The sequence below is a fragment of the Streptomyces ipomoeae 91-03 genome, from assembly GCF_000317595.1.
Taxonomy (GTDB): Bacteria; Actinomycetota; Actinomycetes; order Streptomycetales; family Streptomycetaceae; genus Streptomyces; species Streptomyces ipomoeae.
The window spans coordinates 1-18,536 of the sequence record NZ_AEJC01000106.1; the positions used below are offsets into that span (position 1 = coordinate 1).

Annotated in this window: 16 protein-coding genes and 1 tRNA gene; 5 read left to right on the top strand and 12 right to left on the bottom strand. The window is 70.7% G+C overall.

What is annotated here, in order from left to right:
• Positions 1 to 855 (top strand): FHA domain-containing protein (locus STRIP9103_RS06880; protein WP_009301725.1); only part of this gene is annotated, 855 nt, incomplete at its 5' end.
• 18 nt (positions 856 to 873) lie between these two features.
• On the opposite strand, the gene STRIP9103_RS06885 is transcribed toward STRIP9103_RS06880, so the two are convergent.
• Positions 874 to 1,857, bottom strand: coding sequence for a methyltransferase domain-containing protein (locus STRIP9103_RS06885; RefSeq protein ID WP_048819832.1), 984 nt, complete (start codon positions 1,855 to 1,857; stop codon positions 874 to 876).
• A 119-nt stretch (positions 1,858 to 1,976) separates the two neighbouring features.
• On the opposite strand from STRIP9103_RS06885, the gene STRIP9103_RS06890 reads away from it, so the two are divergent.
• Positions 1,977 to 2,390 carry a globin gene (locus tag STRIP9103_RS06890; RefSeq protein ID WP_048819833.1) on the top strand — a complete coding sequence of 138 codons (414 nt, stop codon included), beginning with the start codon at positions 1,977 to 1,979 and terminating at the stop codon, positions 2,388 to 2,390.
• A 55-nt stretch (positions 2,391 to 2,445) separates the two neighbouring features.
• Here the strand turns inward: STRIP9103_RS06890 and STRIP9103_RS06895 are convergent, their stop codons facing one another.
• From STRIP9103_RS06895 to STRIP9103_RS06925, 7 genes are all read right to left on the bottom strand, one after another.
• Positions 2,446 to 3,132 (bottom strand): hypothetical protein, encoded by a 687-nt coding sequence (locus STRIP9103_RS06895; RefSeq protein WP_009301759.1) that lies wholly within the window; start codon positions 3,130 to 3,132, stop codon positions 2,446 to 2,448.
• Complete coding sequence (locus STRIP9103_RS06900; RefSeq protein ID WP_009301735.1) at positions 3,129 to 3,539, bottom strand: acyl-CoA thioesterase; 411 nt, start codon at positions 3,537 to 3,539, stop codon at positions 3,129 to 3,131. The genes STRIP9103_RS06895 and STRIP9103_RS06900 overlap by 4 nt, the downstream gene beginning before the upstream one ends.
• 2 nt (positions 3,540 to 3,541) lie before the next feature.
• Positions 3,542 to 5,206, bottom strand: a complete 1,665-nt coding sequence (gene ettA, locus STRIP9103_RS06905) for an energy-dependent translational throttle protein EttA (RefSeq protein WP_078613823.1) — start codon at positions 5,204 to 5,206, stop codon at positions 3,542 to 3,544.
• 201 nt (positions 5,207 to 5,407) lie between these two features.
• Positions 5,408 to 6,829, bottom strand: a complete 1,422-nt coding sequence (locus tag STRIP9103_RS06910; RefSeq protein ID WP_009301729.1) for a TQXA domain-containing protein — start codon at positions 6,827 to 6,829, stop codon at positions 5,408 to 5,410.
• Between the two features lie 300 nt (positions 6,830 to 7,129).
• Positions 7,130 to 7,600 carry a single-stranded DNA-binding protein gene (locus tag STRIP9103_RS06915; protein WP_009301736.1) on the bottom strand — a complete coding sequence of 157 codons (471 nt, stop codon included), beginning with the start codon at positions 7,598 to 7,600 and terminating at the stop codon, positions 7,130 to 7,132.
• A gap of 280 nt (positions 7,601 to 7,880) precedes the next feature.
• Positions 7,881 to 9,509, bottom strand: coding sequence for a YfjP family GTPase (locus STRIP9103_RS06920; protein WP_408995630.1), 1,629 nt, complete (start codon positions 9,507 to 9,509; stop codon positions 7,881 to 7,883).
• Between the two features lie 596 nt (positions 9,510 to 10,105).
• Positions 10,106 to 11,749, bottom strand: coding sequence for a dynamin family protein (locus STRIP9103_RS06925; RefSeq protein ID WP_181800222.1), 1,644 nt, complete (start codon positions 11,747 to 11,749; stop codon positions 10,106 to 10,108).
• A 310-nt stretch (positions 11,750 to 12,059) separates the two neighbouring features.
• Here STRIP9103_RS06925 and STRIP9103_RS06930 point away from each other — a divergent pair.
• A tRNA-Arg gene (locus STRIP9103_RS06930) sits at positions 12,060 to 12,132 on the top strand.
• Positions 12,133 to 12,354: 222 nt separating this feature from the next.
• On the opposite strand, the gene STRIP9103_RS06935 is transcribed toward STRIP9103_RS06930, so the two are convergent.
• The 4 genes from STRIP9103_RS06935 to STRIP9103_RS06950 form a co-directional block, all read right to left on the bottom strand.
• A complete protein-coding gene (locus STRIP9103_RS06935; RefSeq protein WP_048819836.1) occupies positions 12,355 to 13,221 on the bottom strand; it encodes a tyrosinase family protein in 867 nt (288 codons plus the stop codon).
• Positions 13,205 to 13,639, bottom strand: coding sequence for a tyrosinase family oxidase copper chaperone (locus tag STRIP9103_RS06940; RefSeq protein WP_048819842.1), 435 nt, complete (start codon positions 13,637 to 13,639; stop codon positions 13,205 to 13,207). The genes STRIP9103_RS06935 and STRIP9103_RS06940 overlap by 17 nt, the downstream gene beginning before the upstream one ends.
• Before the next feature lie 357 nt (positions 13,640 to 13,996).
• A complete protein-coding gene (locus STRIP9103_RS49605) occupies positions 13,997 to 14,245 on the bottom strand; it encodes a hypothetical protein (RefSeq protein WP_048819837.1) in 249 nt (82 codons plus the stop codon).
• Between the two features lie 321 nt (positions 14,246 to 14,566).
• Positions 14,567 to 15,295 carry a hypothetical protein gene (locus STRIP9103_RS06950; RefSeq protein ID WP_009301743.1) on the bottom strand — a complete coding sequence of 243 codons (729 nt, stop codon included), beginning with the start codon at positions 15,293 to 15,295 and terminating at the stop codon, positions 14,567 to 14,569.
• 519 nt (positions 15,296 to 15,814) lie between these two features.
• Between STRIP9103_RS06950 and STRIP9103_RS06955 the strand changes: the two genes are divergently transcribed.
• Together STRIP9103_RS06955 and STRIP9103_RS06960 are read left to right on the top strand one after the other, a co-directional pair.
• Positions 15,815 to 17,023 carry a glycosyltransferase family 4 protein gene (locus tag STRIP9103_RS06955; RefSeq protein WP_048819838.1) on the top strand — a complete coding sequence of 403 codons (1,209 nt, stop codon included), beginning with the start codon at positions 15,815 to 15,817 and terminating at the stop codon, positions 17,021 to 17,023.
• Positions 17,020 to 18,534, top strand: a complete 1,515-nt coding sequence (locus STRIP9103_RS06960) for a sugar transferase (RefSeq protein ID WP_009301755.1) — start codon at positions 17,020 to 17,022, stop codon at positions 18,532 to 18,534. Before STRIP9103_RS06955 ends, STRIP9103_RS06960 begins: the two co-directional genes overlap by 4 nt.
• The last annotated feature ends 2 nt before the right edge of the window (positions 18,535 to 18,536 follow it).

Consider the following 18,536-nt stretch of genomic DNA (forward strand, 5'->3'; position numbering starts at 1 on the left):
AATGGTCCCGGCGGACCGGGTGGCCCCGGAGGCCCTGGCGGGCCCGGAGGCTTCGGCGGCCGTGGCGGCCCCGGTGGTCCCGGTCCCGGCGGTGGCCCGGCGGCCGGTGGGGCTCCCCAGGCGTTCCAGCAGCCGGGGCCGCCGGCTCCGCCTGCCTTCCCCCAGGAGGCCGGGCGCCCGGGCGGCCCTGGTGGTCCCGGCGGACCTGCCGGTCCCGGTGGGCCCGGAGCACGCCCAGGTGGCCCACAGTCGGGCGGCCCCGCCTTCGGGGGCGACGACGACTGGGTGATCTCGCCGCCGTCGTCGACGGGGCCTGGTGGGTCCGGTGGCCCCGGTGGTCCGGGCGGACCTGGCGGACCCGGTGGTCCCGGAGCACGCCCCGGTGGCTACGGCTACCCGCAGCCCGGTGCCACCCAGGCCCCGCCCGGTCCCGCGTACCCGCAGGCACCGGCGACCTGGAGCGCCACGATCGGCCCGGACCGCGAGTACTTCATGGCGATGATGCAGCGCTCGGGCCCCGAGGCCGCCGGCCTGAACCTGCCCGCGTACTCCCCCGAGCAGCAGCGCACCCTCACCGGCAACCAGATCACCATCGGCCGCCGCCGGCACTCCACCGGCGACACCCCCGACATCGATCTGTCCGTACCGCCGGAGGACCCAGGGGTCTCGCATCAGCACGCCGTGCTCGTGCAGCAGCCGGACGGCAGCTGGGCGGTCGTCGACCAGAACTCCACCAACGGCACCACGGTCAACGGCTCCGAGGAACCCATCCAGCCCTTCGTGCCGGTCCCCCTCCAGGACGGCGACCGGGTCCACGTGGGCGCCTGGACGACGATCACGATCCGCCGGGGCTGACCGGGGAGCGCGAGACGATCAAGGGAGGGGCCAGGCGTATGGCCCCTCCGGGTCGTCCAGCCAGGCCCAGGACCGGTCGCCGCTGACGGTGATCCCGTAGCGCTCGCGCGACGGCATGCCCTCGCGCTGCCACAGCGCGAGCGCCTCGTGGGGGTCGAGGCTGCTCGCCGTCAGGGCCAGCAGGAACCGGAAGAGGTCGTGGTCCCTGGCCCGGTGCGGCAGCCCGCCCAGATGCGGCTGCACCGTCTCCGGCTCGTCCCCACCCCCGCGCAGCGGCACGAAATACGCCGACGTGTACAGAAAGCGCCCCTCGGCGTGCTCGGCGTCCCACACCCGCAGCCGGACCAGTCCCGTGGCGAACGGCGTCAGGATGCGCCCACCGGGAGCACACTGCGCAAGCCAGGGGCGCGGGATCGACCGCAGCGTGCAGGTCGCGATGATCCGGTCGTACGGCGCCCGCTCGGGCACCCCCCGCGCCCCGTCCCCCGTGACGACAGTCGGGTGGTAACCGGCGGCGTCCAGATGAGTGCGCGCTGCCTCCGTGATGTCCGCGTCCAGGTCGACGGTCGTGACCTGGTCGTCGCCGAGCCGGTGCGCGAGCAGGGCGGCGTTGTAACCGGTCCCCGCCCCGATCTCCAGAACCCTGCTGTCCTCCTCCACCTCCAGTTCGGCCAGCATCTTCGCCATCAGCGAGGGCTGGCTGCTGGACGAGATCAGCCGCCCGTCCCGTACCCGCGTGGCGAGCGGCGTGTCCGCGTACGCTCCCCGCACCCAGCGCTCACGCCTCCTGGGGTCGCGCTCCTCACCCCACAGCCGTTCGTAGCCCCCCGCGGCCCCGACGAAGTAGTACGGCACGAAGAGATGACGCGGCACCGCCTCGAACGCCGCCCGCCACCCGGGGTCGGCGTCCCAGGCCCCGCTCGCCTCGATCTCCCGCACCATCGCCGAGCGGGCCTCGGCGGCGAGACGCTCCAGGTCGTGGTCCACAGCGTGCGTGCCCATGTCTCCACTGTGCTGCGTGACGCCTCCAGAGGCGAGCGCCACGGCGCACCGACCCGAAAGCGATCGCTCTCCCGGTCGTGGTCCTAAGCCTTGAGTCCTCCGTCCCCCCGTCTGAGACCATGGGGTACGTGAAAGAGATTCGGCGGGGCACACTTCAGGAGCAGACCTTCTACGAGCAGGTCGGTGGCGAGGAGACCTTCCGGCGCCTCGTGCGCCGTTTCTACGAGGGTGTCGCCGAGGACCCGATACTTCGGCCCATGTATCCCGAGGAGGATCTGGGCCCGGCCGAGGAGCGCCTCACGCTGTTCCTGATCCAGTACTGGGGCGGCCCGACCACCTACAGCGAGAACCGGGGCCACCCCCGTCTGCGTATGCGTCATGCCCCGTTCGTCGTCGACCGGGCCGCGCACGACGCCTGGCTGAAGCACATGCGCGACGCCGTCGACGAACTGAACCTCTCCGAGGAACACGAGCACACGCTCTGGAACTACCTGACGTACGCGGCGGCCTCGATGGTGAACGCCCCGGGCTGACCGGCCCCGGACCGGGCGGCTTTCACCAGGTCCCTGTGGCCCGGCCCCGCCGGGGTCAGCGGACGCTGATGCCCAGCGCGCCGATTCCCGCCCGGCGTACGGCGATCGACCCGTACGCCGTGCGCAGCCTGAGCCAGGCGCCCGACGAGAACAGGCCCAGCGTCCCTTCGGCCTGCCCGCCTCCTGAGGCCCGCAGGAAGCCGAGCGACTGTGCCGCGTGCGCGGCCCGCACGGGCAGGGCGGTGTCGCCGATCGGGCGTGACCAGATCTCCCGCCCGATTCGGTCCAGTTCGGCCCGGGTGCGTTTCTCCGGCGGCAACTCCTGGGTGCGGGACCGGAACTCCGCCACCGCCGCGGCGACCATCGCCCGCAGCGCGTCCGGCGCGGGCAGCCCCGGTTCGGGCCGCCAGCCGCCGCGCGGAGGCAGCACCCCGGCCCACGGGGGCCCGGTGACGGCGGCGGGCGTCACGGCCGTGGCCGCCGACTCGTCGATGGACTCCAGAAGCTCACCGGCCGACACGGTCACATCGAGGGTGACATCGAGCCCGTTCTCGTACGGCTTGGCGAGCCGTACCGCGCGGATCGCCAGCACCTCGAAGGACGGTGGCCGGCCGAAGACGGCCAGTGCGGTGCCCGCCGCCTGGAGGCGCACCGCGGCTCCACGGTCGTAGTGGAGCAGCCGGGAGAGGAAGGCCGCGAGGTCCGCCGCCTCCCCCTCGTCGGCGAGGTGGAGGACCGTCATGCGGCGACGGCCTCTTCCTCGTCCTCCCTGTACTCCTCCAGGAACTCCCGCTCGGCGGCGGTGATCCGGCGGGGCCGCTGTGCCTCGAAGTCGAACGGCACTATCACCGTCGAGGCCGTGACGTAGACCTGGTCCGGGTCCTTGACCTCGTAGGCGATCGTGAACGACGCCGCTCTTACCTCGGTGACCCACAGCTCGATGTCCACCGGCTTGTGCCGGTGCACCAGCTGCCGCTTGTAGTCGATCTCATGGCGCGCCACCACGGACCCCTGCTTGAAGTCCTTCTCCGGGCGGAACAGGAAGTCGATACGGGCTTCCTCCAGGTACCGGAGGAAAACCACGTTGTTGACGTGGCCGTACGCGTCCATGTCCGCCCAGCGCAGTGGGCAGCGGTAGATGTGCCGCAAGATCAGCCCCGAGTCAGCTTCTTGTAGGTCGCGCGGTGCGGACGGGCGGCGTCCGGACCGAGGCGCTCGATTTTGTTCTTCTCGTACGACTCGAAGTTGCCCTCGAACCAGAACCACTTGGAGTCGCCCTCGTACGCGAGGATGTGCGTCGCCACACGGTCCAGGAACCACCGGTCGTGGGAGACGACCACGGCGCAGCCGGGGAACTCCAGGAGCGCGTTCTCCAGCGACGACAGGGTCTCGACGTCGAGGTCGTTGGTCGGCTCGTCGAGGAGCAGCAGGTTGCCGCCCTGCTTCAGGGTGAGCGCCAGGTTCAGACGGTTGCGCTCACCGCCGGAGAGGATGCCGGCCGGCTTCTGCTGGTCCGGGCCCTTGAAGCCGAACGCGGAGACGTACGCGCGCGAGGGCATCTCGACCTGGCCGACGTTGATGTAGTCCAGTTCGTCGGAGACGACGGCCCACAGCGTCTTCTTGGGGTCGATGTTCTCGCGGCTCTGGTCGACGTAGGAGATCTTGACGGTCTCGCCGACCTTGATCGTGCCGGAGTCCGGCGTCTCCAGGCCCTGGATCATCTTGAACAGGGTGGTCTTGCCGGCGCCGTTCGGGCCGATGACGCCCACGATGCCGTTGCGCGGCAGGGTGAAGGAGAGGTCGTCGATCAGGACCTTCTCACCGAAGGCCTTGCTGAGGTTGTTGATCTCGACGACCACGTTGCCCAGACGGGGGCCCGGCGGGATCTGGATCTCCTCGAAGTCCAGCTTCCGCATCTTCTCGGCCTCGGCGGCCATCTCCTCGTAGCGGGCCAGACGCGCCTTGGACTTGGCCTGCCGTCCCTTGGCGTTGGAGCGGACCCACTCCAGCTCCTCCTTGAGACGCTTGGCGCGCTTGGCGTCCTTCTGGCCCTCGACCTTGAGACGGGACTGCTTGGTCTCCAGGTACGTCGAGTAGTTGCCCTCGTAGCCGATGGCACGGCCGCGGTCGAGCTCCAGGATCCAGCCGGCCACGTTGTCCAGGAAGTACCGGTCGTGGGTAATGGCCACGACGGTGCCCTTGTACTGGGCGAGGTGCTGCTCCAGCCAGTTCACGGACTCGGCGTCGAGGTGGTTGGTGGGCTCGTCGAGGAGCAGCAGGTCGGGGGCTTCCAGGAGCAGCTTGCAGAGCGCGACGCGACGGCGCTCACCACCGGAGAGGTTGGTGACGGGCCAGTCGCCGGGCGGACAGCCCAGGGCGTCCATGGCCTGCTCCAGCTGGGCGTCCAGGTCCCATGCCTCGGCGTGGTCCAGCTCTTCCTGGAGCTTGCCCATCTCCTCCAGCAGCGCGTCCGAGTAGTCGGTCGCCATCTGCTCGGCGATCTCATTGAACCGGTCGAGCTTGCCCTTGATCTCGGCGACACCCTCCTGGACGTTCTCCAGGACCGTCTTCTCCTCGTTCAGCGGCGGCTCCTGGAGGAGGATGCCGACGGTGTAGCCCGGGGAGAGAAACGCGTCACCGTTCGACGGCTGCTCGAGACCGGCCATGATCTTGAGGACGGTGGACTTACCGGCACCGTTCGGACCGACCACACCGATCTTCGCGCCGGGCAGGAAGCTCAGCGTTACGTCGTCAAGGATCACCTTGTCGCCGTGTGCCTTGCGCGTCTTGCGCATGGTGTAAATGTACTCAGCCAAGAGAAACCGTCCGGCAGCTTGAAATCTGGCAGTGGGCAGTACCACCCATCTTGCCGCACGGCCAGCCCTCGACGGAAACCGGATGGCGAACCCCCGGAAGAGCGACACGGCCCCGGCGCCTTGGGGCGTACCGGGGCCGCGTCACACGGTCGTGTCACCGCGCGGTCACTCACTGTTGAGTTGCCAAGGAGCTCTTTCCGTCTACCGCTGCTCCCGCTTGCGGAGGATGATCATCACCGCGCCGCCGATCACGACCAGGGAGATCGCGATGCCGCCGATCACCGGGGTGGCGCCGGAGCTGCCGGTCTCGGCGAGATCGGTGGTGGAGGTGGAGACGGTGTTCCCGCCCACCGTCGCCGGGCTCGGCTCGTTGAGCGTCCGGACCGATTCGCCGCCCGCGCTCGCCTTGGTCTCCGTCTGGCAGTCGAGAACCCCCCGGAACTGCTTCGCGAAGCCGTTCGGCCCCTTGATGGTGAAGTCGTAGGCCTGGTCCTCCTGCAGCGGGATCGTCACCGTCCGGGTCTCTCCGGCGTCGATGGTGTGCTCGATCCCCATCAGCTCGAAGGTGAAGGCCTCGTCCCCCTCGTTGGCCGCGGTGATCTCCAGGCCGCCCTCGGTGCAGTTCTTCTCGGCGGACAGTGCCGGTATCGCGCCCTTCTCCGCCCAGTTCGCGGTGGCCGTCGCGGAGACCGTGGACTCGCTGGAGCCGGCGAGGATCTGGGTCTGGCTGCGGGTCTCGGAGGCGAAGGCACGCCCGACCGGCACGGTGGTCGAGGCCTGTACGGTCAGTTCGGCCGAGCTGTCCGCGGTGTCCTCGGGCACCTCGAAGTACAGCTCGCCGCCATCACGGGCCGTGGTCACGGCCTTGCCGTCCTCGTCCACGACCTTCACCCCGGCGGCGGCGTCCGACGGCGGGGTCACGGTCACCTCGTCCGCGTTGGTGTGCACCGTGACCGGGCCGAGCCGCTCGCCCGCCCGGCCGGAGACCGCCGGTGGGTCGAGGGTCAGCGAGGCCGTCGGCTCCGCCAGGTTCCGCGCGCTCTTCTCCAGATAGTCCGCGAGCTTCTCGGCCTGCGGGTCCAGGGCCGTCACATCGGCCCCGTCCGAGTACCGCCAGATCGCCACCTGGGTGCCGGCAGCCGCGTCCTGTTCGGTGAGCCCGTTGGCGCCGGCCTTGGCGGCGAGTGCCACGAGGTCGTTCACCTGGGGATAGGAGTTCTGCAGGATCCAGCGGATCCTGCCCGCGTCCTTGTTGGCGCCCAGCGAGGTGCCGCTCCAGGGGGTCTCCTGGTACTTGGCGTCCTTCTGCGTCGGGTTCTGGATGTCGACGCAGTAGGTCTGCAGGGTGCCGCCGCCGTCGACGAACATCTCGAACAGTCCGGCGGGCAGCTGCTGTTCCTCGCCGCCGGTATGGATCACGGCCGTCCCGTACGTCTTCAGGCCACCTATGGTGGCCGTCGCTCCACCCGGGCTCTGCGCCGTCTCGTCGGCCGCGGCCGTGCCCGCGGTGACCATCGCACCCGCGACGACGAGTCCGGACGCGAGCGACACGGCGGCGAGACGGGCCACCGCTCGCCTGCGCGCGGCCCACGCGGAGAGCGACACCGAGAACGAAGAAACCACTGAATTTCCCTTCGAGCAGGACCCGTTGACGTGGGGGGTTGTGGTCCCACCAGCAGCATCAGAAGCCCCGTGAGCTATGCCCGGCATCCTAGGGACGCGGCGCACCACTCTTCTCAGTCGTATCGTCGGACAACCGATCCGAATCGGAATCGTTATCGCTTGCACAGCCCGCGAACAGGACTTATCGACAAATCGCCGAGCCTGACGGGACTTACGTCAGGAGTGTTCACAACGCATTCGTCGATAAGCCGCAGTTCGGCCAGGGCGATGATTATGGGGCCGGACGCACGTGCCCTGATGTCACGTCACTCCTGCTGGCTCAGGCCGTAGTTCATCGGGGGCGTCGAGCCGACTCCCGGGCGGTGTCTCCCAGTTCGGCTCGGGTTGGGCCGGGGCCGGCATCGTCGCCTCTCCCCTGGACGTCCGCCGGAACGCCGACGTCCCCCGCGACAGGTCATGGCCGATCGCCACCGCGTCCACGTCCGCCGAGGCCCAGCTGTGTCCGTCCCGCTGCTCGCTGCGCACCTTCAACCGCCCGTGCACCACTACCGGATCGCCCAGCGACACGGACGACGCCACGTTCGCCGCGAGTGCGCGCCTCGCCCACACCGTGAAGAAGTTGGTGTGCCCGTCGGTCCACTCGCTCTTCTCCCGGTCCCAGTACCGCGAGGTGACCGCCAGCCGGAACCGTGCCGACGAGCCCGCCGCCGACTCCCGGCACACCGGCTGGGTCGCCACGTTCCCCACCACGCACACCATCGTCTCGTTCATGCCGTGAACCCCTCCTCCGCGCCGGCACCGCCACCGGCACCGGCCCGACACGCGTACGGGCCCGTCCCGTACGGCTGCTGTGTCTGTCGTCGCGGTGATTGCGTCCGCAAGAACGTCCTGCGCCGTTCGCCACGTCCGCTGTGTCCGTGGCGTCCGCTGCGATCGCCGCGAGTTCAGACTGCCGCCGTCGGGCCGAGCCCGCTGAGCCCTGTGCGCTACCCGCCGGTTGTGGAAAACTCCGTCACTCGACGGAGTGAACCGTCCATGCGGGAGCCCCCTCTCACCCCACCTGTGCCGTCCCCAACACCCGCACGTACTGTTCCCGTACCTCCCGGTAACGCAGAAGTTCGGACGCCACCGGATCCAGCACCCGCGCCCGACCGCACGAGGCGGCGGCCTCCCACAGCCGTCGCTCCGCTTCGAGCCCGTAGCGCCGGGCCGGGCCGCGTGCCGCCATTCGACAGCTCCACTCGACGGCCGGACCGCCGACGATGCCGATCACCATCAGCAGCACCGGCACCCCGAGGTTCGGTGACATGACGCCGACGATCTGCCCCAACAGCCATAGCCCGCCGATGACTTGCAGCAGGGTCATGGACGCCTGCGCGAGCACCGCGACAGGCCACCAGCCCGGCCGCGGTGGCCGCGCCGACGGCGTCCCGGCCCGCGCCGCCAACTCGTCCAGCGCCTCGGGCAGCCCCTGCGCCCCGCGTACGGCCGCCTCGCGCACCGCCTGCGCCCAGGGCGCGGGCAGCCCCGCGGAGGCACGCTCCGACAGCACGCGTACGGCCTGTTCGACGCGCTGTCGCGCGGTGACCTCCTGGTCCACGGTCGACGCCAGGGTGAGCCGCCCGGTCGGGAGTTCACTCCGGCCCTGGCACCACCGCCACAGCCGTAGCCACGGCGTGCCGCACGCGCGGTTCGCGTTGCGCAGCCAGGCCCGCTCGGCCGCCTCGCCCGCCGCGGTCGCGCCGACGGCGTCCGCGAGCCGGGCGGTGAACTCCTCGCGGGCGCGCTCGCTGAGCCCCGTACGCCGCCGGGTCGCGTACACCGGCCACAACCGCGCGGCGGCCGCGTCCAGATCGGCGCGCACCCGGCGGGCCGGTGCGCCCCGTTCGGCCACGAACTGCGCGAGCGCGTCCCGCAGTTCCGCCACCCCGTCCCCGGTGAGCGCGGAGAGCGCGAGCACGGTGGCCCCCGATTCGCCGTACTCCCCCAGGGCGATCCCGTCCTCGTCGAGCAGTCGGCGCAGGTCGTCGAGGACCTGGTGGGCGGCCTCCCCGGGCAGCCGGTCGATTTGGTTGAGGACGACGAACATGACCTCCGCGTGGCCGGCCAGAGGTCGCAGATAGCGCTCATGGAGGATGGCGTCGGCGTACTTCTCCGGGTCGACGACCCAGATGATCGCGTCCACGAGCGCCAGGACGCGGTCCACCTGCTGCCGGTGCTGCACCGCCGCCGAGTCGTGGTCGGGCAGATCCACCAGCACGAGCCCGCCCAACTGCGCCTCCGCCTCCGGGCTCTGCAACGGCCGCCGCCGCAGCCGTCCCGGAATGCCGAGCCGGTCGATGAGAGTCGCCGCGCCGTCGCTCCAACTGCACGCGATCGGTGCGGCCGTGGTGGGCCTGCGTACGCCCGCCTCCGAGATCGCCACACCGGCGAGCGCGTTGAAGAGCGTCGATTTCCCGCTGCCGGTCGCGCCGGCGATCGCCACCACGGTGTGCTGCCCCGAGAGCCTGCGCCGCGCCGCCGCCTCGTCCAGCACCCGCCCCGCCTCCGCGAGCGTCCCGCTGTCCAGCCGCGTACGGGACAGCCCCACCAGCTCCCGCAACGCGTCGAGCCGCGACCGCAGGGCCCCGTCGTACGCGAGCGGCGTGACCGTCTGTGGACCGGGTGCCTTTGTCTCCATGACCGAGGCCAGGATCTTGGCCTGCTCGGCGGCGCTCTCCTCGGACACCCGCCGAGCGATGAGCCCGTCGCCCCAGGGCTCCTCGGATTCCGTAGGAGCTTCCGTTTCCGTAGGAGCTTCCGTACGGCCTTCCGTACGCTCCTCCGTACGACGTTCAGCACGACGTTCAGCACGACGTTCGGCGCGGCCTTCCGTACGGCGGGACGAGCCACCGGGTTCCGTACGGCGGGACGCGTCACCGGAAGGCGCGGCACGGGGCGGCTTGTCACCGGACACCTCATCGTCGGCCACGCGCGCGTGGAGCTCGTTTTCGCAGCTGTCCCTGTCGGGTTCTCGGCTGCCCCCGTCGGGTTCCCGGCTGTCCGTGTCGGATTCGCCGCTGTCCGTGTCGGAGGCCTCCTCTTTGGAATCGCCCTCCTCGGCAGGGTCGTGTGGAGACGCGTCGTTCTTGGAAGCCTCGCCCATGGAGACTCTCTCTTCCGGAGCGTCCTCTGCGGAGTCGTGCTCTGCAGGGAGGCTGTTTTCGCAATCGTCGTCCCCTTCGGGGACGTCGTCCTCCGTCTGATCCGTGTGGTCAGTGACGGCGGTCACGGCGGTCACCTCTCCTTCTGCAGTACGGACAGCGCGGCGATGAGTTCGGCCTGCGGCTCGGCGTGTACGTCGAGTGCTTCGAGGGGGGCGAGACGGCGGTCGCGCTCGGCGTCGAGGGCCCTGTCGAGGTACTCGGTGAGCAGCCGTCCCCCGCGGTCGCGCAGCCGCAGCGCGCTGTGGCCTCCGATCCGCTCGGCGACCCCCTCCGCCGCCGTCCGGGCCCGTCGGCCGCCCAGCAGGGCCGTGGCCACGAGGGCGGCCACGGCCTCGGGATCCGGCGCGACGCCCCGGTCGACGTTGCGGACCTCTTCCTCGGCGTACTCCTCGATGACGCGCCGCCAGCGCCGTACGGCCATCCCGATGCGGTGCTCGGTGTTCCCCGGCGCGGGCTCGCGTTCCATGAGCCCGGCGGCCACGGCGGCCGGTTCGCGGCGCCAGGCCTCGGCGATCCGCTCGTCGGCGGCGGTGACGGCGCACAGCAGCAGCGTGCCGAGGCTCTCCATGAGGGCGTCGAGCAGTTCGCGGGCGGTGCAGTCGAGGGGGTAGCTGCGCCACCGTTTGAGGGCGTCGCCCGCGAGCACGGCCCCCGACTGCAGTCGCGCCTTCACGCGCGCGTGCTCGGTGTCGTACGCCGTGTCGACGGCCGCGGTGAGTCGGAGAGCGGCGGAGTACTGCTGGGCGGCGGCACTGGCCAGCTCGGGCATCCGGGACTTCAGCGAGTCGAGGACCCCGTGGGCGGTGCGGGCCATGGCCTGGTGCCGGGCTCCGGGGTCGGTCGCCTGATGAATGAGCCAGCTGCGCAGCGGTGCGACGGCGGTGGCCGGCAGCAGCCCGCCGCCCCACGCGGACTCGGGCAGCTCGGGCACGGTGAACCGGGGTACGTCGCCGAGGCCGGCCTTGGTGAGCAGGGCACCGTACTGCCGGGAGACCTCGGCCACCACCTGGTGGGGCACCCGGTCGAGAACGGTGACCAGGGTCGCCCGGTTCTCCTTGGCGGTGCGCAGCATATGCCAGGGCACGGCGTCGGCGTAGCGGGCGGCGGTGGTGACCATCACCCAGATGTCGGCGGCGCAGATGAGCTCGGCGGCGAGGACGCGGTTATCGGCGACCAGGGAGTCGATGTCGGGTGCGTCGAGGAGGGCGAGACCGGGTGGGAGGCTGTCGATGGTCACGATCCGCAGTACGCGCTCGCCGTCCTTGCCCGCGCGGCCCGCCGTGCCCGGCGGAAATGACGCGCCCGGCTGATCCGCGTCCTGGCCCGGCTCCTGTTGAGGCACCCACGCGCGCCTGAGATTGGGCAGTACGCGCATGCCGCTGAACCAGTGCTGGTCATCGGGGTGGCACACGAGTACGGGGGTACGGGTGGTCGGCCGCAGCACGCCGGCCTCGCTGACCTTCCGGCCCACCAGGGAGTTGACCAGGGTGGACTTCCCGGCACCGGTCGATCCGCCGACAACGGCCAGCAAGGGCGCTTCGGGTTGCCGCAACCGGGGCACCAAGTAGTCGTCGAGTTGCGCGAGCAGTTCGTCGCGGTTGGCACGCGCGCGCGGGGCCCCCGCCAGGGGGAGCGGAAAGCGCGCGGCGGCGACACGGTCGCGCAGGGCGGAGAGCGCGTCGAGCAGCTGAGGCCGTACGTCCAAGGTCACCACATGCGAAGAATGCCCAATTTTGTGGACTTTCTGAAGCATATGAGCATGTCTGCGCGCCGACAGGACGCATGGGACGGAGGGGACGAGAGGGGCGCAGGCATAACGAGTGCACAACACCCGGGGCTCGACGCGCCAAAAGAGGTGCACGATTCGTACCTGCCTGCGATTATCAGGACCGCTTCACCGAACCTCCACATTGAGCCACGGAGGCGAAGCAACAGGGACACGGACTCGGGAGCCCTATCCTTGTCCCCGGCAACGTCACGGATCAGCCCACACCCGGGCACCAAGACCGAGGCCACCACACCTGGCCCCCGTAGCTCAGTGGATAGAGCAGGCGCCTTCTAAGCGCTTGGCCGCAGGTTCGAGTCCTGCCGGGGGCGCTCACACACACCCTCCCTCCGGGAGGGCGTTCTCGCTGGTCGCCATGCTCCTGCGGCTGCGGCCCCCGGCTCGCAGCCCGTGATCAGCGCCTGCCCCATCTCCGCGATCGACGGCATGGAGCCGCTCCGGACACCACCTCCGGCCCACCGCATTCGATGTCCAGAACATGACGATCCGGAGCGTGTGGATCGCGCACCTCACCCGTACCCGGCCCGTGCGGGCTACGCGTACTGGTAGATCCCGCTGTGGTCCTCCACCTCGTCCGGCGTCACGTCCCACGGCGGCATCCTCTCGTGCCGCGCGACGACCCGGCCACGCTGTGTGTCGCCCCGGGCCAGCGGCTCGGCGGGGAGATAGCGGGCGCCGGGGTGCCGCCGTTGCCAGCGGGACCAGAGAAGGTCGACGAAGGCATGGTGCAGCCAGAAGACGGGGTCGTTGACGGAGGCGCCGCCGACCATGTGGCCGCCGACCCAACGGTGGACCCGGTTGTGGTTGCGCCATGAGACGGCGCCCCGCCCCGATCCCCACCCTTCCAGCTTGTTGCGGAATCCCTTGACGGACGTGGAGTTCCAGGGGGCCACGTCGTAGACGGGGTCGTCGAGGGCTCGTTCCAGATCCCAGGGCGTGGGCAGTGCGATCGGGTCCCGGGGGTGTCCCAGGTCGCGCGTGAGGAACTCGGCGTCGGTGACCCCCACCTGGATGGTCCACTCACCGTTGCGGTAGGCGAAGGGGCCGGTCATGACCTGCCGGTCGGGCCGCCGCCCGGTGCCGCCGAGCAGGTCCTCGGTCCACGGCAGGGCCGTAGTGGTGCGGTTGCGCGTCCAGTCCCAGTAGGGCACGGTCACCGAGTCGTCCACACGGCGCAGTGCCTCCTCCAGGTCCAGCAGGAACCTGCGGTGCCAGGGCAGGAAGGTGGGTGCCATATGGGCGACACGCAGCCCGAACTCACCGTCGGAGCGGTAGTACTCGATGTGCGTGCGCACCAACTCGTCGTACTGACCACCGCGTTTCAGCATGAGCAGCGCGTTGACGAACCGGCGACGCTCGGACCGGGTGAGCATGCTGACGTCCTTACGCGTGTACACCACAACGGTGCTCCCTCTCGACTCCCCTGCCCCCGCTCGGCGTACAGCTGTCCCGCATACGGCTGTTCCTGTCACCCGGCGCGCCCGGCCATGCGGTGGGGCCGAGTTCGTCGACGGCCGCGCGCGCGGCGGCGAGCGGAGTCGCATACGACTGATAGTGGTCGATCATGCTCATCCAACTGCCGTCCGCCCGGCGCATCAGATGCAGCGGCCGACCGTCCACGGTGACGTGCCACGTTCCGGAGCCGCCACCCCCGGACCGCCCCTCATCGTGCTTGACGCCGACGACACGGCGCCCTCGATACGTCTCGTCGAACCGAGTCTCCTCCGCCTCGGCCGATCTCGACGCCACCAGGAACGGCGCGGGCGCGATCCCGAGCACCGCCGCGAACGCCCCCCACAACACGCGCCGCCGTCCCATGGTCGCCCTGGGGCCGACGACGACTGCCGAGTCGCCATCGGCGGGCTCGGCCTCACTGTGCACCGGTGGATACCGGCGGGGTCTGCTGGTCGGCAATGGTCTGTCTCCTCCTCGTCATGGGTCGGACCCGCCCCTGCCCTGATCCCTTACGCGAGTCCTTACGCGAGTCCTTATGCGAAATCCTTGCGCGAAATCCTTGCGCGGAGCACGACCAAAGGGCCGATCCCGCATACGGCGGAATCGGCCCAGGGGCGGCCACAAGCACCCGATACACAGGTTCAGAAAGTAGCCCGGCCGAAATCCGAGCGAAGGTCTGAGACGAAAGAGCGCCCGAACCGCTCAGTTCTGCATGGGTTCTCAGCCCACCGTCTGGCCGGTACCGGGGCCACTCGCCGGCTTCTGGGCGTCCTTGCCCAGCAGGCTCTTCGGGTCGAGCAGCTTCTGCCCTTCCAGCGGCTGCACCTTGACCCCATCGGCGATGCCGTCCAGCGTTCCGGAGATGTCGGTGACCTTGCTCCCGCCAAGGTCCAAGGCGAGAGCGGGAGTGGCGAAACCGGCCACGACCAGAGACCCAGCAACGACGGCGGCAGCCTTCAGAGACTTCATCGTGTTCCTTTCTTCGGCAACCCGAAAGTCGCCGGCGGGAATTGCTTCACCGACTCCAACGAGCCCCGGACGTCGAGGAAACTCCGAACACAGAAAATTCCGGCCCGTCGCAGGAAGGTCACCCGAATGAAGAATGCAGGGTACAGCTTGTCCGCGTTTCTCATTCTCCTATGAACGCGGTTTATCATTCTCCTATGAACGCGGGGCGACATGGGTCCGTCCGCAGGAACGGACGCCGTGCCGATCCACAACAGGATCGGTACGGCGTCCGGGGCCGAGATGCCGGCTTCGCCTCAGGCGCAACTCCCGTTCGCAGAACGGCTACTCCTGGGGCAGAACAGGACTGTTAGGAACGCTGGGGACACTGGGATTGCTGGGGAGGCCGGCGCTGCCCAGGATGCCGAGGACGACGTTCGCGAGTTTCTGCGCCACGCCCGTGACCGCGAGGAGGGCGGCGGCCGGGTCACCGGACTTGGCGGCGGTGACCAAGGCATCCACGGCCGTCTGCAGTTCGGTGAGAAGAGCCGTCAAATCGGCGGCAGCCCTCGCGTCGCCACTTCCCGCGTTCTCCGTCTGCAGTGACACGGACGCAGGGTTCACCGACGTCGCCGGAGCGATCGGCGCCGCAGGCGCGAAGGGCACGAAGGGCAGGAAGGGCACGACGGAAGTCGTCACACCCGAGGTCGCCGGGTTCGCGGGGGTCATCGGGGTCGCGGAGGTCACCGGAGTCGTGGAGGTCACCGGAGTCGCGGCTGCCCTGGCGATGGCGGCCTTCGCGGCGTTGCCGAGTGTCGTTGCCTCCGCATCGGACAGTTGGGAGTCGTCGTCCTCGAGTACGGCGTTCATCAGTGCGGTGACCGGGGGCACCACAGTGCCGATGGCGGCCAACTGTCTGACCTGGCTCTGGAGTTCCGCCTCGGAGGGGGCAGCCGACTTACTGCCGCGGTCCCGCGCCGTGTCGGCCGCCAAGGCGGCAGGAGCCGTGACACCGAACAAAAACGTGGCGCAGAGCGCGGAGGTCGCGATGCGCCGTGCCGAAAAAGCACGCATGAAGATTCCTTTCGCAAGAGTGCGTGGGGTCTTGTAGCCACCTTCAAATCGACGACCACGCACCGCAACCGATCGAGCACGCAGCGCACCCACCCCGGCCCCTCGCGACGAGACATCGCCACTGGTGAGCAGCCCCGCCGTACTCCTCGGCCGCTCCGCCCCGTTCAGCGCAGCACCCCGGCGGAGTTGTCGGCGACGACATCGACGAGTGGGGCGGCGCGCACGTCGGCGCACGAGGCGGGAGTGGAGCGACGCGCCGACCCGGACGCGACAGCGACAGCGCGACCATCGACACGAGGCGGGGAATTTGAACCCTTCATACCTCTTGCCCGATATGAGAGGTATTCCGGGTTAGAGTGACGCGTCATAAGTCAGCCGAAAACATGACGTTCCTCGCGAAAGGGCAACGCCAGTCATGCGTCACGCCCGGGGTCTTTCCACTGCGACACGCACGGGGGTCCGCCCGCCCGACGGCCCGTCAGGGTGGGACGGCCGCCCCGCGGGTCGACTCACACGGTGATGGTCAGCCGGCCTACCGGGTCGTTGCGCGGCGCGACGCGGCGAGGGACTTCGCCGCGTGTCCTCCACGTCACCCAGCCGGTGGACGGCGGCGTCGCCCACGTCGTCACCGAGCTGGTGCGTGCGCAGCGTGCGGCCGGTTTCGACGTCGCGGTCGCGTGTCCCGACAGCGGCCTCGCCCATACGCTGCGGGAACTCGGCGTGGACGTACGGCACTGGCACGCCACCCGCGCGCCGGGACGCTCCCTTCCCGGTGAGGTGCGCCGGCTCGCGCGCGTCGTGGACGAGATCCGGCCCGAGGTGCTGCACGCGCACAGCGCCAAGGCCGGGCTCGCCGCCCGGCTGGCGGTCAGGGGGCGGATCCCGACGGTGTTCCAGCCGCACGCCTGGTCGTTCGAGGCGGTCGGCGGGGTCACTGCGGCGGCTGCCACGGCGTGGGAGCGGTGGGCGGCGCGCTGGGCTGCCCGCGTGGTGTGTGTCAGCGAGGCAGAGCGCGAGAGAGGCGTACGCGCCGGAGTGCACGCCCACTGGCGAGTGATCCCCAACGGTGTCGACCCGGAACGTTTCCGTCCCGCCTCCGACACCGCCGTACAACCTGCCCTCGCACCGCTCGCCGACCTCGATCCGGGCGCCTTGCTGGTGGTCTGCGTGGGACGGCTGTGCCGGCAGAAGGGGCAGGACGTGCTGCTCCAGGCGTGGCCCTCGGTGCTGCGGCGGGTGCCCGGGGCCCGGCTGGCGCTCGTCGGGGACGGGCCGGAGGAGGAGCGACTGCGGCACCGCGCGCCCGAGGGCGTGCTGTTCGCCGGTGCCGTCGCCGACGCCGTGCCCTGGTACCAGGCCGCCGACCTGGTGGTGTTGTCCTCCCGCTGGGAGGGCATGGCGCTGGCACCGCTGGAGGCCATGGCGTGCGGACGGCCCGTGGTGGTCACGGATGTGGCCGGGGCGCGCGAGAGTCTGCCGCCCGGTCACCGGGCGCACTGTCTGGTACCCCCCGGCCGGCCGGGCCCGCTGGCCGACGCGCTCACAGAGGTGCTGCTCGATCCGCTGCTGCGCGAGTCTCTCGGCCACCAGGGGCGCCGCCACGTACTGACCACGCACGACGTGCGGCTCTCGGCCGAGGCGGTCGCGGCCCTCTACTGCGAACTCCTCGACTACGCACGCACGGTGACCGAGGAACACATCGAGTACAGGGAGTCCATCCGCCCGTGACTGTCGAACGCACCGTCTTCCCTCCCGCAGCCCAGCAACCGGAGCAGGGATTCCTGCCCGTCTCGGTCCTTCCCCCGCGCGGGGCCTCCGCCGGCTCCGGTTTCCCCGCGAGGCAGCGGGCCGCGGCGTGGCACGCCCCAGGGCTGCCTCTGCTCGTCATGGACGCGATGGCCGCGCTCACCGCCGTGCCGGCCCTCCCCCACCCCCTGCTGACCGTGCCGCTGCTGCTCGCCGTCCTCTGGCTGAACGCGCGGGCGGCGCTGTACCGCCCTGCCGCCGTGCCCACCGTCCTGGACGAACTCCCCGCCGTCTGCGCCCGGATCACGGTGAGCTGGTGTGCCCTCGCGGCGCTTGTCGCGGCGCTCTCCCCGGCACACGCTCTGTCCGCCCGGACCCTGCTGACCGGCTGTGCCCTACAGGTGGCGGCGGACTGCGCCGGCCGCGGCGTGGTGCACTGGCGCCGCCGCCGGATGCTGCTCCGCAACCCCGCCGCAGCCCTCGTCGTGGGTCCGGCCGCCACCGCCCAGCGCGTGGCCGCCGCCTTCCTGCGCCGCCCGGGGTGCGGCCTCAGACCGGTGGGCGTCCTCGCCGGCGACACGGCCGACGGTGCGGGGCTGCCGGTTCTCAGCACGGAGGAGGAGGTGCAGCGGGCCGTCGTCCAGAACAGCGTGCGGGCCGTGCTCCTCGTTGGCCCGGCGGGCGAACGGGACTCGCTGGTACGGAAGTTGGCCGAGGCGGGCTGTGCGCTGTGGGAGGTCGACGCGGAGGTGCCGTCGTACGACCGGGTCGGGAGTCCCGCGTACGAGGAGGGCGGTCGCACGGTCTACGACTCAGAAAGCGCACCCCACGGGACCGGCCGTGTGGCTCGGCCCCGCGCCCCGCGCGAGCGGATCGCCGGCTTCTCCTGCCGCCGCCTGGACACCGGCCGACGCACCGTCGGGCCCGCCAAGCGCGCCCTCGACATGCTGGTCTCCGGGGTGCTGCTCCTGCTCGCCGGCCCCCTGCTGCTGGCCTGCGCGGTCGTGCTGCGAGTCAGCGAGGGGCCTGGGGTCGTCTTCCGCCAGGAGCGTGTCGGCAAGGACGGGCTCCCCTTCACGCTGCTGAAGTTCCGCAGCCATCGCCCGGCCGACGCGCGCGAGGCCGCGACCCGCTGGAGCGTGGTGGGCGAGCGGGACATGAGCCGGTTCTGCCGCTTCCTGCGCCGGTCCTCGCTCGACGAGCTGCCCCAGCTGTGGAACGTCTTCCGGGGCGACATGAGCCTGGTCGGCCCGCGCCCCGAACGCCCCTACTTCGTCGCCAGGTTCAGCCAGGCCCACCCCGGTTACGCCGCCCGCCACCGCGTGCGGACCGGTATCACCGGGCTGGCCCAGATCAACGGGCTGCGCGGCGACACCTCCATCGAGGACCGCGCCCGCTTCGACAACGCGTACATCGACGACTGGTCGCTGTGGCAGGACGTGTGCATCCTGCTGCGCACGGCCGCCGCGCTGGTGCGCCCGACGGGAAGCTGAAC